Annotated in this window: 15 protein-coding genes; 1 reads left to right on the top strand and 14 read right to left on the bottom strand. The window is 36.6% G+C overall.

The features are described from left to right. Window positions 1–25: 25 nt before the first annotated feature. The 3 genes from P164_RS18160 to P164_RS18150 are packed head-to-tail and all read right to left on the bottom strand — an operon-like array spanning window position 26 to window position 2,155. Window positions 26–274 (bottom strand): DUF3820 family protein, encoded by a 249-nt coding sequence (locus P164_RS18160; RefSeq protein ID WP_035899985.1) that lies wholly within the window; start codon window positions 272–274, stop codon window positions 26–28. Between the two features lies 1 nt (window position 275). Next, window positions 276–842 (bottom strand): pentapeptide repeat-containing protein, encoded by a 567-nt coding sequence (locus tag P164_RS18155; protein ID WP_035899983.1) that lies wholly within the window; start codon window positions 840–842, stop codon window positions 276–278. An 11-nt stretch (window positions 843–853) separates the two neighbouring features. After that, window positions 854–2,155 (bottom strand): MATE family efflux transporter, encoded by a 1,302-nt coding sequence (locus P164_RS18150; RefSeq protein WP_051621423.1) that lies wholly within the window; start codon window positions 2,153–2,155, stop codon window positions 854–856. Window positions 2,156–2,361: 206 nt separating this feature from the next. Here P164_RS18150 and P164_RS18145 point away from each other — a divergent pair, with 206 nt between their 5' ends. Next, window positions 2,362–2,919: a hypothetical protein gene (locus tag P164_RS18145; RefSeq protein ID WP_028377737.1), complete on the top strand. Its 558-nt coding sequence runs from the start codon at window positions 2,362–2,364 to the stop codon at window positions 2,917–2,919. A 99-nt stretch (window positions 2,920–3,018) separates the two neighbouring features. Here P164_RS18145 and P164_RS18140 read toward each other — a convergent pair whose 3' ends face one another. The 11 genes from P164_RS18140 to P164_RS18090 form a co-directional block, all read right to left on the bottom strand. Then, a complete protein-coding gene (locus tag P164_RS18140) occupies window positions 3,019–4,554 on the bottom strand; it encodes a GH3 auxin-responsive promoter family protein (RefSeq protein WP_028377736.1) in 1,536 nt (511 codons plus the stop codon). Between the two features lie 241 nt (window positions 4,555–4,795). Next, window positions 4,796–5,392, bottom strand: coding sequence for a hypothetical protein (locus P164_RS18135; RefSeq protein ID WP_028377735.1), 597 nt, complete (start codon window positions 5,390–5,392; stop codon window positions 4,796–4,798). Window positions 5,393–5,441: 49 nt separating this feature from the next. After that, on the bottom strand, window positions 5,442–6,839 hold the full coding sequence (locus P164_RS18130; protein ID WP_028377734.1) for a M20/M25/M40 family metallo-hydrolase: 1,398 nt from the start codon (window positions 6,837–6,839) through the stop codon (window positions 5,442–5,444). Between the two features lie 113 nt (window positions 6,840–6,952). After that, on the bottom strand, window positions 6,953–7,822 hold the full coding sequence (locus P164_RS18125; RefSeq protein ID WP_028377733.1) for a PPK2 family polyphosphate kinase: 870 nt from the start codon (window positions 7,820–7,822) through the stop codon (window positions 6,953–6,955). A 6-nt stretch (window positions 7,823–7,828) separates the two neighbouring features. Next, the gene (locus P164_RS18120) at window positions 7,829–8,992 is read right to left on the bottom strand and encodes a sigma-54-dependent transcriptional regulator (RefSeq protein WP_028377732.1); all 1,164 of its coding nucleotides are present in this window, start codon (window positions 8,990–8,992) and stop codon (window positions 7,829–7,831) included. A 2-nt stretch (window positions 8,993–8,994) separates the two neighbouring features. Further along, window positions 8,995–9,885, bottom strand: a complete 891-nt coding sequence (locus P164_RS18115) for a hypothetical protein (protein WP_028377731.1) — start codon at window positions 9,883–9,885, stop codon at window positions 8,995–8,997. Further along, window positions 9,878–10,816, bottom strand: coding sequence for a mechanosensitive ion channel family protein (locus tag P164_RS18110; protein WP_028377730.1), 939 nt, complete (start codon window positions 10,814–10,816; stop codon window positions 9,878–9,880). The genes P164_RS18115 and P164_RS18110 overlap by 8 nt, the downstream gene beginning before the upstream one ends. A 1-nt stretch (window position 10,817) precedes the next feature. Beyond that, entirely contained in the window at window positions 10,818–12,107 is a 1,290-nt protein-coding gene (locus tag P164_RS18105; protein WP_028377729.1) for an ABC transporter permease, read from the bottom strand. Continuing rightward, window positions 12,107–13,063 (bottom strand): ABC transporter ATP-binding protein, encoded by a 957-nt coding sequence (locus tag P164_RS18100; RefSeq protein ID WP_028377728.1) that lies wholly within the window; start codon window positions 13,061–13,063, stop codon window positions 12,107–12,109. The genes P164_RS18105 and P164_RS18100 overlap by 1 nt, the downstream gene beginning before the upstream one ends. A 276-nt stretch (window positions 13,064–13,339) precedes the next feature. Further along, window positions 13,340–14,458, bottom strand: coding sequence for a molecular chaperone DnaJ (gene dnaJ / locus P164_RS18095; protein WP_028377727.1), 1,119 nt, complete (start codon window positions 14,456–14,458; stop codon window positions 13,340–13,342). A gap of 55 nt (window positions 14,459–14,513) precedes the next feature. Beyond that, a complete protein-coding gene (locus P164_RS18090) occupies window positions 14,514–15,068 on the bottom strand; it encodes a nucleotide exchange factor GrpE (RefSeq protein WP_028377726.1) in 555 nt (184 codons plus the stop codon). Between the last annotated feature and the right edge of the window lie 147 nt (window positions 15,069–15,215).

Genomic DNA, 15,215 nt, shown 5'->3' with positions numbered 1-15,215 from the left:
CGAACCTTTTTAACCGATTTGGCTATTATTTTTTTGGCTTCGCTTTTGGCTTAGGTGCAGGATATTGACGTTTAATTTTATAGATGAGCTCTTCTAGTCCGTTCACTTTTATCTCATACATCTGCTCCATCATCATCCCTAATTTACCTTCAGGAAAACCTTTTTGCCGAAACCAGGTGAAGTAAGGTTCAGGAAGCTCTACCAAATAGCGATCCTGATATTTTCCGAATGGCATTTTATAATGCGCAAGTTCTATAAGTTTTTCAGGATCCAAATTATACGATTTTTATTTTATAAGAATTGAGTAAACCAGGCAAGCCTTCTTTACTAAATATAGCACCGGTTACTTTATTGTGCTCAGGGATTAGTGTATAATTTAATGCCGAAGAAAAATCTGTTTTTTGCAGGTTTGTCTGTTCAAATGTGCTACCCGCAAGATCACATTCGGTTAAGGAAATACCAGAAAGATTAGCTTCAGTAAAATCTACCTCTTTTAACTGACACTTTATAAACTGCGAACTTGTCAAATCAACTTTATAAAAGTTGCTAAAATTCAACAAACAACTGTCACACGTAATCTGAAATAAAAAGGAAGCACAAGTATCAAATCCCATCCCCAGCATTTTACAGGAAATAAACTCGCAATCCTGAAATGCAGCTTTGTGTAAGTTTGCGCCGCTTAGATCACAGTTTTCAAAAGTACAATTTGTAAAACTGAGGTTTGATAATTTAGCTTTCGCGAAAAAACAACTTTTAAAAACGCAATCTTCAAAATCTGCAACAATACTGTTTTCAACAAAATTGTGTCCTTCAAAAGTTTTATCGGTTAGCAATTCATTCATCAACTTAGTCCTTATTTTAGTTTCGTGGAAGCATTCCGTATTAATTTTCGGCTTAAATAATTAAACCGAATATACAACAGGATCGCTGAAGCACTCAATCCTGCGAGTAGACCGTACCAAATACCCTGACTTCCCATCATATCTGCTTTCCCAAAATACCAGGCCACCGGAAATCCTATTAACCAGTAGGCTACAAAACAGATTGCTGTTGGGATATTTACATCTTGCAAACCGCGCAAAGCTCCTAAAATCACTACCTGCAAACCGTCACTTAACTGAAACAAGGCTGCAACTATAAGCAATTGAGATGCAAGAATAATCACTTCAAGATTATCTATATAAAATTCAGGAAGTATATTTTTTAGTAAAATAAAGCCAATAGCAAATACCGCTTCAATAAGAAAAACCTGTAGAAATAATGAAATGGCAATACGTCTCATATTAACGTAATCACCTTTTCCTTTTTGATTCCCCACGCGTATCGTTGCAGTTACACCCAAGCCTACAGCAATCATAAAAGTCATCGCCGCAAGATTTAGCGCTATTTGGTTTGCGGCCTGTGCATTTGTACCTAAAATACCAGACAGAAAAATACACGAGGTAAATAATGACACTTCAAAAAGCATCTGCATTGCAGTAGGAAAACCCAGATCAAACAACTTTTTAAATATGGGTAGTTTAAAAGCCTTACGCCTGGTCCAAATAAAATACGGCTTAAATTTCTTTTTCTTACTTAAAATATAATACAGCATCCACAGCATAAAAAAGCGTGAAATCAGTGTGCCGTAAGCCGCACCTACAAGCTCTAGTCGAGGAAAAATCCAGAAACCGTAAATAAGTATAAAATTAAAAAACACGTTAACCACATTTGCCACGATAGTCGCATACATAGCATAGCGTGTGTTTGATAGCCCATCTGCAAATTGCTTAAATGCCTGAAAAACCATTAAGGGTATTAGTGAGAACGCAACAATCTCCATATACGGGATTGCGAGTTTTACAACCTCAACCGGCTGATCTAAATAATACAGAATAGGTTTTGCAAAGAGCAGCAAAACAAATAAGAGGATTCCATTAAGTGCACACATTACAATGCCGTGGTGAAAATAATTTCTTCCCAGCTCTGTGTTACCCGTACCATCTGTCTCTGCTATTAAGGGTGTTATCGCAAAAGAAAAACCTATACCTAAAGAAAGAGCGATAAAAATAAGACTGTTACCTAAAGAAACCGCAGCCAACTGAGCTGCACCTAGCCTACCTACCATGATATTATCTGCTAAAGCAACCAGAATATGACCCAGTTGCCCCAGCATTACAGGGTAAGCAATCTTTAAATTTTGACGAAATTCTTTTGTGTAATCAGCTAACAAAACAGCGGTTTTTAAAGGAATGCAAAAGTAAGCTTAAAGATTAATATAGCCGTGTACTCTAATCACCTGCTTTTTGAGCTATACAGGTACATTAATTTACAGAAGCCTTAACAGCCCTTAGTGGGAGGTATCATTAACTTTGTTAAACTATGCAAAATGAATCTGATTATCACAATAAAGAAATCCCTAAAAGTATTGAGGATGAAGTCAAAATTGCACTTAATTTTTATCCGCAATTGATTAATACCGCAATCGCTTTTAAATTTAAGGATGATATTAAAAAGTCTACAATGCAGGCGCAGCCTGTTTTTAAATCCCTTTTAAGACCAAGTAAAAGAAGAGATTACGTGATTTTTATTAGTAAAAAAGTAAAAATTGAACAGGAGTCTTTTAAGATTACAGACATTCCTTCTGAAGTTTTAATTGGGTGGATAGGACACGAACTAGGTCATATTATGGATTATAGAGAGCGCAGCAGTTTGGGCTTGATTTGGTTTGGTATTAAATATTTATACTTCCCTAAGTTTATTAAAAAAGCAGAACGTGCAGCAGACACCTTTGCTGTGGCGCACGGTATGGGAGAATACATTTTAAAAACCAAAGATTTCATTTTGAATCACGCGCATATTTCTAAAGCGTACAAAGCACGAATTAAACGACTCTATCTTTCTCCCGAAGAGATAATGCACCTTATCAATAATGATTAATTGTGATGTTCAACGTCTAACCTCAAGTGTCTTTACCAAAATAAAAAAAGTCCTATTGCTTTAGCAGAATAGGACTTTTTCTCATTTAATCTTTATATTCTAAACTTTAGCGTGCTCCTTCACAAAAGCTTCCCACTCGGCGAATTTCTCTTCGTTCATCACTTTTTCCATTTTAACCTGACCGCCTTTTTTCTTATTGGCACCACTCCATTCATAAAAAACTTCGGGCTTAACGGTTTTTACAAAAACACCTTTTAAGGCTTTACTTCTGGCCACACCATAATTTTTATTTGCCTCTTGTAAACTTGCGTCTAGCTTTTCTGCAAGTTCCTCATTAGAAACTGTAGTCTCGGTGCCTAGATACCAATAATGATAAAACTCATTATCTTCAGGATTACGTTTTGCAGCAATCGTAAATTCTGGGATCTTGATATCAAAAGCTTCCTCTAACTCCTGAACTGCAGCTTCCATTTTATTAACAGAAAGCTGTGATCCCACGGTATTTAAGAAAAATTTGGTACGGCCGGTAATTTTGATTTCGGCTCTTGCTTTATCAGTAAACGCAATAGTATCGCCTATGAGATAGCGCCAGGCACCAGAAACTGTAGATATGATTAAGATATAATCTTTTTCTTCTTCTACATCTGCCAAGCCTACAACAGGAGCGTCCTGCACGATTGATCCGTCTTCGTTGATATAATCAGGATTCATAGGTACAAACTCAAAGTAGATACCATTATTGGTGACCAGTTTCATCGCATCAGTCTCTGGTCTGGCTTGAAATGCAATAAATCCTTCCGAAGCTAAATAGGTGTCGATAACCGTAATTGGCTTCCCTAATAGCGCATTAAAACTCTTTTCATAAGGTTGAAAGGCTACGCCACCAGAAGTGTACACCTGAAGGTTAGGCCAGATCTCGTGAATATTATTGAGTTTGTGATGCTCAATAACTTTTTCTAACATTAATTCAATCCAGCTGGGAATACCACTTAAGGCCCCTATATCCCACTCTTCTGCGGTTTCTGCAATGTGCTGAACGCGCTCATCCCAATCTTCAATTTTAGCAATATCTTCACCCGGCTTGTAATAGCCTTTAAACCAAAATGGAATTCGGCTTGCGCTAATACCACTTATTTCGCCTTCTTCGTGACCGTCTTTTTTAGCCAGATCAGTAGAGCTACCCAGCATCATAATATCTTTCTCAAAAAAATCTGCCTCTAAATCAAAATGAGCCAAAGCACCTACTTGTTTAATACCCGCATTGCGTATAGCCTCTATCATTTCATCTGTTACCGGAATACGCTTACTACTTTTCCCGGTTGTACCGCTACTTAGTGCAAAATAATCTGGAGTACCGGGCCAGGTCACATCTACTTCGCCTTCGTGTAATTTAGACCACCATTCTTCATTTAGGCTGTTATAGTCAAAAAAGGGTATTTGCTCAGAAAAGCTTAAAATCGGATTTTCTGACTCTAAAATAGCTTCAAAACCGTAAAACTGCCCAAATTGTGTATTCTTGGCTTTTTCTAACAATTCTTTCAAAACTACTTCCTGCTCCTCAATAGGATTTGATTCTGAGATTATCTTATCTGAAATGTCGATTATACCTTTTATGAGTGCGCCTAAAATTGCCATGGTTAGTTTGTTTTGGATGTACTCAAAATTAAGAGACCTCGTAAAAACGAGGTCTCTAGTTATAAGAAGTTTAACAGGAATATTTTGCTATAAATCGTGTTGGGCGTGACCCTTTGGGTCGGGCTATACGCTCCAAGTCCGCGGCTCGCTATCGCTTACCTGTGGGCTTTTTGCTGCTATACCTCACGCAGACCAAATTTTCTCATTTATTATGTATGAAAATGTCAATCACGTGTACCTATTATCCCCTTCTGCGTTCTAGCAAGATTAACATCATAAGCCCTAACATAATGCGCTCGCTATCGCCCTCATCTAATTCCCCTAGTTTTGTGATTTGAAACTTACGCCCGAAGAATGAAGCCTGCTTTTTTAAACGGGCAATTTTTTGACCGGCTTTATCGCTAACCATGTAGGATGGGTTAAAGAGATAGCCGGTAAGTATTCCGGCAATTGGGATCTCTCCAAATATTGAATCTGCTACTTTAACCCAGCCGTTTTCTTCTTCAATAGTATATTCGGGATTGTTATTTTCATCTACGATTTGATACTTGGCTTTCCAGATTGAGCGCCATCCTTTTCTAACTATTTTGCCAAAGGTATTTCCGTCTGCATCATAAAAAGCATAGGCAGCAGAAAAATCGAGCCACCGGTCTGCTTTAATTTGATAGTTTAATTGGTTCTTAGAAGTATCACCATAAATCTGAATATCTTCTTTGAGTTTAAACATCTTTTGGCGCGCATAAGCTAAGACTTTACCATTAGAATCTGTAGCTATAAAATCATTTGACAGCGTACTTATCTTAAATACAAAGTCTATGGGAAACATTAAGTTTTTCATCGTCATAGGTTAGTCAAAAAAATATTTTTCAGAATAAAAAAAACTACGCCTATTTATTTTGAACAGGAATCACCCCATAAGTGTCAAACAAATAAACCAGACTGGTCATTGTAGCCGCTCCTAACTCTAATTCTCGTTTATTAACTGCATCAAAAGTATCATTACTTGCGTGGTGATAATCAAAATAGCGTTGTGAATCTGGTCGTAAACCGGCTAAAACGATACCTTCCGTTTTCAATGGGCCTATATCTGCACCGCTGCCACCTAATTCAAAATAATGAATTAAATACGGCTTAAACAGCGGAATCCAACTTTCTACCTGAGCAAAATTTGCAGCATCTGCATCAAAAGAAAAGCCTCTGGGCGTAAACCCACCAGAATCACTTTCTAGTGCAAAGACATGGTTTTCCCCTTTTTTCTTAGCCACTGCGGCATATTCATTTCCGCCTCGAAGACCATTTTCTTCGTTCATAAAAAGAACTACACGAATGCTGTGTTTTGGGGTGTAGTTAGCAGCTTTCATTAAACGTAAAACTTCCATACTTTGCACTACGCCGGCACCATCATCGTGACTGCCATCTCCAAGATCCCAGGAATCTAAATGCCCACCTATAACCATAAATTCATTAGGCTTCTCACTACCGGTAAGCTCTCCTATTACATTAAAAGAAGGCACATCTTCATAGTTTTTGGAATTCATTTTCAAATAAAACTGAGTCTTATCATTCTTCTTAAGCATTTTACTTAAAAGCGCTGCACCATTAGTACTTATAGCCGCTGCAGGTATTCTTTTATCATTAGGCAAATCGCCGTAAGACATTGCACCCGTATGTGGGAAATCGTCCATTCTTAAATTCATAGAGCGCACAATCACACCTACCGCACCATATTTTGCAGCTTCCTGTGCGCCAGAATATCGCTGATCTACACAACCGCCATAAGCAGAAAACGTTTGTATTAAATCTGCCTGCATAGGGCGATTATAAAAAACTATTTTGCCTTTAAGTTTTGCCTCCCCGTAATTTGCTAAATCTTCTAATCCCTGCACTTCTATTACTTCTGCTGTAATCCCACTATCTGGTGTAGCAACAGAACCTCCTAATGCACAAACAGGGACTTCAATTTTACCATCAGAACCTTCGATATGAGCTTTTTCTGGTGCTCCGCGTTCCCATTTAGGAACCATCACCGGCTGTAACCAAACCTTATCAAGACCTAATTTATCGAGTTCTGCCTTTGCCCATTCTACAGCTTTTTCTGCTCCTTTACTTCCGCTTAATCGTGGTCCTACCTCATTAGACAATGCATCTAACCACTCATAACTATTACCACTTAATAATGCTAAATCGTAGAAATCACGTAATTGAGTAGAATCTTTTGTCGCTTGCGCGGAAACGGAAAGACTACTTACAAACAGAGTTGCTAAAAGGAAAATTCTTTTCAAAATAAAATGTGTTTGAGTTTAGTTTTAAAAATAAGACACTCTTGTGTCATAATCTCTTTTAAATAAAAAAATCGCTTCAAAAGAAGCGATTTAACTATCATTTTAAATCTTAAAATCTAATCTTCAGACTCCAGTTGTTTTCTATACTCATCTATATTAGATGCTGTTTTAGCATCTAATTCTGGTTCTTTGATGTCTTTGTATTGAGAAAGTTTTTCTAAAATTATTTTTGCTAAAATTAAACGGGTAGTTGGTTTATCATCTGCAGGAACCACATACCAGGGAGCGTGAAATTTTGAGGTTTTATTCAAAGCATCTTCATAATACTCTTGATAGGTATCCCACAATTTGCGCTCTTTTAAATCTCCTGCAGAAAATTTCCAGTTTTTATTAGGTTTATCAAGACGACGTAATAATCTGCTTTTTTGCTCTTCTTTAGAAAGGTGTAAAAAGAACTTAAAAATAATCGTTCCGTTTTCTGCGATGTGTTGTTCAAAATTATTGATCTGCTCAAAACGTTTTTCCCAGAATGCCTCATCGATATCTGAAACTTCGTGTACACCCGGAAGCTTTTCACTTAAAATATATTCAGGATGCACACGCGTTACCAAAACATTCTCATAATGCGTTCTATTAAAAATACCAAATTTGCCACGAGCAGGTAAAGCGATATAATGCCTCCATAAATAATCGTGATTGAGTTCTAACTCTGTGGGTACTTTAAAACTGTGCACTACAAGACCACGCGCATTAAAATTTTTAAACACCTCCCGTATAAGGCTGTCTTTACCGGCAGTATCCATCCCCTGAATACAAATAAGAACAGCATATTTGCCGTGTGCATACATTGCATTTTGTATTTCGGCAATCGCTTTGCTCACATCGTCAAGTTCATCTTCGAGTTCGCTTTTTTTACCAAAGTCTTCGTAAGTCTTTCTATCTTTAAGTTTTACAGGTGCTGTAACTTGATAATCTGCTGCTTTCATAAGTATTTATTTGCTGGCAAAAAGTTTTACATCATCTTCAGAAACCTCGCTACCGCCCAGAATAATTAGACGCTCAACTACATTACGCAGCTCTCGTATATTCCCGGTCCAGTCGTATTCCTGTAATTTTTCTATCGCTTTAGGCGTAAATACCTTTAGAGCTGTACCTTGCTCTGCTGCTACTTTATTTGTAAAGTGATTTATTAATAATGGAATATCATCTCGGCGCTGATTAAGTGCAGGAACAGGAATCAAAATCACAGCAAGTCTGTGGTATAAATCTTCTCTAAATCTACCTTCTGCAATCTCTTGCTGCAGGTTTTTATTAGTCGCCGCAAGTACGCGCACATTAACCTTTATATCTTTATCACTACCTACCCGAGACACTTTACTTTCTTGTAAAGCCCGCAAAACTTTTGCCTGAGCAGAAAGACTCATATCTCCTATCTCATCAAGAAAAATAGTCCCACCATTAGCTGCCTCAAACTTTCCAGCACGGTCTTTATTAGCAGATGTAAAAGCTCCTTTTACATGACCAAAAAGTTCGCTTTCTATTAATTCTGCAGGTATTGCAGCACAGTTAACCTCGATCATCGGGCCTTTTGCGCGTTCACTCTTTTCGTGCAGCCAGTGTGCCACAAGCTCTTTACCTGTACCATTAGGGCCGGTAATAAGTACTCGTGCTTCAGTAGGTGCTACTTTTTCAATAATTTCTTTAATCTTTGAAATTGCATCACTCTCACCTATCATCTCATACTGCTTGCTTACTTTTTTCTTAAGCATTGTATTTTCGACAACCAGATTTTTTCGGTCTAAAGCATTGCGTACTGTGTTGAGTAATCTGTTTAAATCTGGTGGTTTTGAAATGTAATCAAAAGCTCCCAGACGCATTGTGTTAACCGCAGTATCTAAATCGCCGTGACCCGAAATCATAACCATAGGTATTTCTGGCTTAATTTTTTTTGTTGCCTCGAGAACTTCAACGCCGTCCATCTTTGGCATTTTTATATCACACAAGACCAGGTCATAATCGTTATCCTTTATTTTTTCCATTCCGGCAAGACCATCTTCGGCTTCTTCAACCTGGTAGTCTTTACTTTCTTCAGATAAAATTTTATTAAGAACTCTGCGTATTGCAGCCTCGTCTTCAATAATTAAAATCTTTGCCATTTTTAAAATTTAAATTTTACTCCAGATCTAAAGTAAAATGTATTGTCACTATTTATAGTATATATATCGTCGCGCTCATTATTACGTAATCTAAAATCATTGCTAATTGAATGAGTCGCATAAGCGTAATATAACAAATGCTTTGTAAAAAAATGCTCATAACCCAAACCTCCCATCACAATAGTCATTGAGATATTTTCTGCAGTACGACCATCTATCACCATATTGTTCTGGATGTTTGCAAAGAAGTTATCTAAAGAAACAAAAGCCTGTAAAGCATCTTTGTGGTCATCATTTAAATAATGACGCACGTTTGTTTTAGGCACACCCAGTGTATAGGTCCAGTTGGGATGAAACTCTCTATAATAATTAATTAATGGTAATGGGTAATTACGCCCGGGAGTGGTTGAATAATCAAGACCAAAAATCCATCTATACGGTTTTGTTGTAGATGCATCTTTCATATCATTAATCACATAGACTGAAGCTGTATAAATCCAGTCGTCTGAAACCAAACCATCCTGAAGATTTGAGCTAATGCGAGCTCCAGCTTTCACACCAAAGCGCCAGTTTTCATTAAATTTCCAGGTATATCCTAAATATCCATCAATTTGTTGAAGTGTGCCCACTTCCAGTAGATTGAAACCTGCAGGAACAGGATCATTGATATCAACATTGGTATTTCGGTACTCAAAGCCTGCAACTAGTATCTTATCTAACTCCTTATCTAATGGAATAGGAACTTGCAACAATGCGCGAAAACGCCCCACGTTATTTTGAGAATTACTAAACGGCACATACATATACTCAACACGTGCAATATCTGTGCTCTGCGCCTGTACACTAGTTACAGCTGCTAATACGATTAAACTTATTATAAGTCTGTTAATCATTTAAGGGGTTGTTTATTAATTCTGATGTTTTATAAAAATGAATATCGCGCTGCGGAAACGGGATAGTAATATTGTTTTTTCTAAATTCTTTATCTATACGAAAACGGATTTCACTTTTAATTCTTGGGTCTGAAAAGCTATCTGTAATAAAAAAATAAACTCCAAAAGCTAAAGATGAATCTGCAAAATCTTCAAACAGCACAAAAGGTTTCGGGCTTTTAAGCACACCGTTTTGCTCAATCACACACGATAAAAGAATTTTTTTTATTAGTTCTGTATCGCTACCGTACGCAACACCCACCTTTACAGCCTCACGCGTGGTTCTGTGGTTTTGTGTAAAGTTGAACACAATATCACTTATAAACTTATGATTAGGTATAATAATCACTTTATCATCTCTAGTTAGTGCACGTGTGGTACGTAATTTTATTTCAAAAACACGAGCTACTTTACCTTCTATTTCTACTACATCACCTACACTAAGAGACTTGTCTAGCATAATAAAAATACCGCCTATAATGTCTGTAAATAAATCTTGAAGAGCTAAACCCAGACCTACAAAAAGAGCTGCAGAAGCGGTGAGTAACACCGTCACATCTATTCCAGAAGCACTTAGCGTTATCAGAATTACAGTTAAGTAAACCAGATATCTTATAAATTTGAAGATACTTTTAAACTTGAGTTCGTTCTCCAAATCCATCTTACGGGTAATCAAACTTCTTATGAGTCTGAGTACCACTGTGGCTACTACAAAGGCTAAAACAACAAGAAGTAAATGACCTATGGTAAGGTCTATGGTTTTTCCACCACTTTTAAAATGGAAACCCAGTGACAAAAAATCTAAAATTGTTCCCCAGATATCTTCCTGAATAACATCTTTTACTTTTTCTGCCCCGTCCTTAACCGTTTCTTTTACGTTCTCCTGAATCATTTTAGTACTTAATCCACTTTAAAATTTCTTTATAAGTTGGTTTTTTACCGTACATAAGAATACCTACCCTATATATTTTTGAACCAAACCAAACTGTAAACAGAAAGCTTCCTATTAAAATACTTACCGAAAGCGCTAGCTGCCACCACGGCACACCAAAGGGTATACGCATTAACATAACTATAGGTGATGTAAGTGGTATCATAGAAAATGTTGTTGCCACTGAACCGTCAGGATTATCAATTACCGCAAAAAATCCTACATAAATTGCCAGCATAAGTGGCATAATAATAGGCAACATAAATTGCTGTGTATCGGTTTCGCTATCTACAGCTGCACCTATAGCAGCATAAATAGAACTGTATAAAAAATAACCTCCTATAAAATAAACTAAGAAAAAGCCAGCCAATTTAAGTAATGGTAATCTCAATATATCTAAGAGAATCAACTCTATTTTATCAAGATCTGTAGCTGCCATATTGCCTACAGGAGTTTTTGTAGCAGTAGGATCTAGCCCCAGATATAAGGTTAAGCATATAAGTAAACCACCACCTATTAATAACCAGATCATAAATTGAGTAATTCCGGCAAGGGTTGTACCTATAATCTTACCCATCATTAATTTAAATGGTTTTACTGAAGAAATTATAACTTCAATAATACGATTGGTTTTTTCCTCAATAACAGAACGCATTACCATATTACCATAAATGATGATAAACATCATCAGCAAATAACCCGCGCCACCACCAAAGCCTGCCTTAATCCAATTAGAGATTTTTGAAGTACGCTCTCCTTCAAAATCCTCAATACTCACTGATATAGATGTTTTAGACTCATCTATCATATCAAGATCTACCCCACGATCTAATAATTTCTCATTAGTAAGTTTTGAGGATATCTGGCTTTCTATACTTTCTAAAGTAGCAAAACCGGGAGCCTCATTACCATAAAAACGCACACCTGAGGTGTTTTTCTTAATATTACCGGGTATATAAAGTAACCCAAAATAATTGTTATCTTCTACCTGTTCTTTTGCAACAGCAAGACCTGCAGGCGATAAATCAACGTAATCTATACTTTCGGTACTTTCAAATTCTTTATAAAATAAACCGCTCTCATCAACAACAACTATGGTGCGCTTACCAGCTTCATTTACCTGAGTTAGATACGTAATGAGCAAAATCATACCTACCACAATTAACGGACTCAAAAACGTCATTATAATAAATGATCTATTTGTTACTCTGGCTTTATACTCGCGTCTAATTATTAAACCTAGTGCTCCCATTAATCTGCATTTATTGTTTGAATAAAAATGTCATTAACCGTAGGTATTACCTCTACAAAATGATTAATAGTTGCTTTATCTGAAAGATAAAAAAGCAAATCTCTTGACTTTAAATCTTGCGGAATTTTCACGATCATTTTCAGATCATTTTCATTAATAGTTTTAAAATAGGCCGGTGACACTTCCCAGTGTGCCGCCATCTCAGGTAGTAATGTTTTTTCTATATTTTGTAAACTAACTAAACTATCATCACGTGTTTCTAAACCTATCTCATAGGTATTCGTTCGGTAGTTGCGTTTAATGTCAGATAATTTTCCGTCTAGAATCTTATTGCTTTTGTTAATAAGAGCGATGTGATCACACATCTGCTCAACAGATTCCATACGGTGTGTAGAAAATAAAATGGTTGCGCCGTCATCTCTTAGTTTGAGAATTTCGTCTTTTATGAGTGTTGCATTTATAGGGTCAAAACCACTAAAAGGTTCATCAAAAATCAACAATTTTGGTTGGTGTAAAACTGTCACTATAAATTGAACTTTTTGCGCCTGCCCTTTAGACAACTCCTGTATTTTTTTGTTCCACCAGGTCATCATTCCCAGTCTTTCAAACCAGTATTCACTGCGTTCTTTAGCTTCAGCCTTACTTAAACCTTTAAGACGCGCTAGATAAATCACCTGTTCTCCTACTTTCATTGACTTGTAAAGGCCACGCTCTTCTGGCATATACCCAATATTTGCGATATGCTTAGGGTCAAGAAGCTCCCCATCAAGAAGTACGGTACCAGAATCTGGCATCGTAATTTGATTAATGATACGAATAAGTGTTGTCTTACCGGCACCATTAGGTCCTAATAATCCAAAAATACTCCCTTTGGGAATTGATATAGAAAGATCGTTTAGTGCGGTATAATTGCCGTATTTCTTGTATATATTATCAGCGACCAGCAGGTTTGTCATAGAAACAGAAATAAAGTTTAAAGATATTGAAATGATTAAAGCCTGTAGACTTCTTATGATTTATTTAGTACGCCATCATCTAAAATACTAAGCATTCTCAAACATTCTTTACAGATTTAACCCTAAACCCTTTTTATCAAAATAGGCCTAAAACAAAAACCCACCCTTAATTTGCATCAAGGATGGGAAAAAAATTGCTATGAAAAAGAAAAATATCACTAACTAGTGATTAGTGATATTCAAATATACACATTTTTCTTAATAAGCTCTTAATATCTAAGAAAACATGTCTTTTACCTTCTCAAAAAATGATTTATCCTCTTGTTGTGGCTTAGGAGAGAAGTGATCATCATCAAGCATATTTTCAAAAAACTCTTTTTGTTCTTTACTTAAGTTCTTAGGTGTCCATACGTTAACATGTACTAATAAATCTCCTTTACCATACCCGTTAATAGAAGGAATACCTTTTCCGCGTAAGCGTAAAATCTTTCCACTTTGAGTTCCTTCTTCAACTTTAATTCGCACTTTACCAGTAACGGTATCAATTTCTTTACTGGTTCCTAAAACAGCTTCAGGAATACTCACATATAAATCATAATGTAAATTATCTCCTTCTCTACTTAAGGTATCGTGTGCCGCTTCTTCAATTACAACCAGTAAATCACCAGAAATACCATTATTACCAGGTGCTTCATTACCCTTTCCTGTAACTTTAAGTTGCATCCCGTCAACTACACCAGCAGGTATTTTAATTGATACCGTTTCTTCTTCGGTAAGCATACCTTGAGAATCTGCATCTGCCGGTTTAGAATCTATAATTTGACCACTACCTCCACAAGTTGTACAAGGAGAGGCTGTTTGCATTCTCCCTAGAATTGTATTTGTGACACGAGTAACCTGCCCCATCCCATTACAGGTAGAACACGTTTTATAAGTAGTTCCGCTAGCCTGCTTCTTACGCTTTACTTTAATTTTTTTCTCTGCGCCGTTAGCGATTTCTTCTAAAGTAAGTTTTACACGTATACGTAAGTTACTCCCTTTAGTTCTACGCTGACCGCCACCACCAAAGCCGCCGCCAAAACCGCCACCGCCAAAGGCACTGCCAAAAATATCACCAAATTGGCTGAAGATATCATCCATATTCATGTTACCCCCATTAAAGCCACCACCACCTTCAAAGGCTTGATGACCGTATTGATCGTAACGTGCACGTTTATTCTCATCACTTAGAATCTCGTACGCTTCTGCCGCTTTCTTAAACATATCTTCAGCTTCGCTGTCACCGGGATTCTTATCGGGGTGATACTGTATCGCTTTTTTACGGTATGCCTTTTTAATTTCAGCTGCGGTTGCGCCTTTACTCAATCCTAATATGTCGTAATAATCTTCTTTCATCCCAATCTTCTCTTCAAAATTTAAAATACTATGTTTCGCTTGCCTGAGTTACAAATTATTTACCTGTAACCACTTTTGGAAAACGAATAATCTTATCTCCTAACTCATATCCTTTTTCAATAACATCTACAATCTTACCTTTAAGACTGTCTTTAGGAGCTGGAATTTGAGTGATCGCTTCATGAATATCTGCATCAAACACATCGCCCGCAGAAACTTCCATCTCTTTAAGACCTTTAGATTTTAAAGTTTCTCTTAGCTTATTTGAAATAAGCTCTACTCCTTTTTGAAGATTCTTATCTTTTGCTTTTTGAATTTCAATTGCTGCTCTGTCAAAATCGTCAAGTACCGGAAGCATAGCCTGCAGAACTTCTTGTCCTGCTGTCTTAAACATCTCAACACGTTCTTTACTGGTACGTCTTTTGTAATTTTCAAACTCAGCAAAAAGTCTTAGAAACTTATCTTTCTCTTTGTCTAATTCAACTTGTAAATTAGCTATTTGATCTTCTGCAGTTAACTCATCTTCAGAAACTTCTGTTCCCTCTAAATTAGTTTCTACGTTAAGATCCTCCTGATCATTTATAATATCTTCTCTATTTTCTGAACTCATTTTGTCTTAATTTCTCTTGCATAGGCAAAATTGCTGCCAACATTATTAAAATGTCAAAATGTCACAGGTATAATTTATCGTTTATTTAAGAGGTTATCTCGTACAATCTTATAAATTTGATTGCTTAAATTAACACTTAAAGGTAAA

It is taken from the genome of Leeuwenhoekiella sp. MAR_2009_132, from assembly GCF_000687915.1.
Classification (GTDB): domain Bacteria; phylum Bacteroidota; class Bacteroidia; order Flavobacteriales; family Flavobacteriaceae; genus Leeuwenhoekiella.
The sequence above is the reverse complement of the archived record's forward strand: the minus strand, read 5'-3'. Positions and strand labels throughout refer to the sequence as shown.

Excerpts from the sequence above, each read along its gene's own strand:
- P164_RS18155 (WP_035899983.1), bottom strand. The coding sequence starts at position 842 with ATGAATGAATTGCTAACCGATAAAACTTTTGAAGGACACAATTTTGTT.
- P164_RS18115 (WP_028377731.1), bottom strand. The coding sequence starts at position 9,885 with ATGATTAACAGACTTATAATAAGTTTAATCGTATTAGCAGCTGTAACT.
- P164_RS18145 (WP_028377737.1), top strand. The coding sequence starts at position 2,362 with ATGCAAAATGAATCTGATTATCACAATAAAGAAATCCCTAAAAGTATT.
- P164_RS18105 (WP_028377729.1), bottom strand. The coding sequence starts at position 12,107 with ATGGGAGCACTAGGTTTAATAATTAGACGCGAGTATAAAGCCAGAGTA.
- P164_RS18110 (WP_028377730.1), bottom strand. The coding sequence starts at position 10,816 with ATGATTCAGGAGAACGTAAAAGAAACGGTTAAGGACGGGGCAGAAAAA.
- P164_RS18120 (WP_028377732.1), bottom strand. The coding sequence starts at position 8,992 with ATGGCAAAGATTTTAATTATTGAAGACGAGGCTGCAATACGCAGAGTT.
- P164_RS18140 (WP_028377736.1), bottom strand. The coding sequence starts at position 4,554 with ATGGCAATTTTAGGCGCACTCATAAAAGGTATAATCGACATTTCAGAT.
- P164_RS18090 (WP_028377726.1), bottom strand. The coding sequence starts at position 15,068 with ATGAGTTCAGAAAATAGAGAAGATATTATAAATGATCAGGAGGATCTT.
- P164_RS18150 (WP_051621423.1), bottom strand. The coding sequence starts at position 2,155 with ATGCTGGGGCAACTGGGTCATATTCTGGTTGCTTTAGCAGATAATATC.
- P164_RS18125 (WP_028377733.1), bottom strand. The coding sequence starts at position 7,822 with ATGAAAGCAGCAGATTATCAAGTTACAGCACCTGTAAAACTTAAAGAT.
- P164_RS18135 (WP_028377735.1), bottom strand. The coding sequence starts at position 5,392 with ATGAAAAACTTAATGTTTCCCATAGACTTTGTATTTAAGATAAGTACG.
- dnaJ (WP_028377727.1), bottom strand. The coding sequence starts at position 14,458 with ATGAAAGAAGATTATTACGACATATTAGGATTGAGTAAAGGCGCAACC.
- P164_RS18100 (WP_028377728.1), bottom strand. The coding sequence starts at position 13,063 with ATGACAAACCTGCTGGTCGCTGATAATATATACAAGAAATACGGCAAT.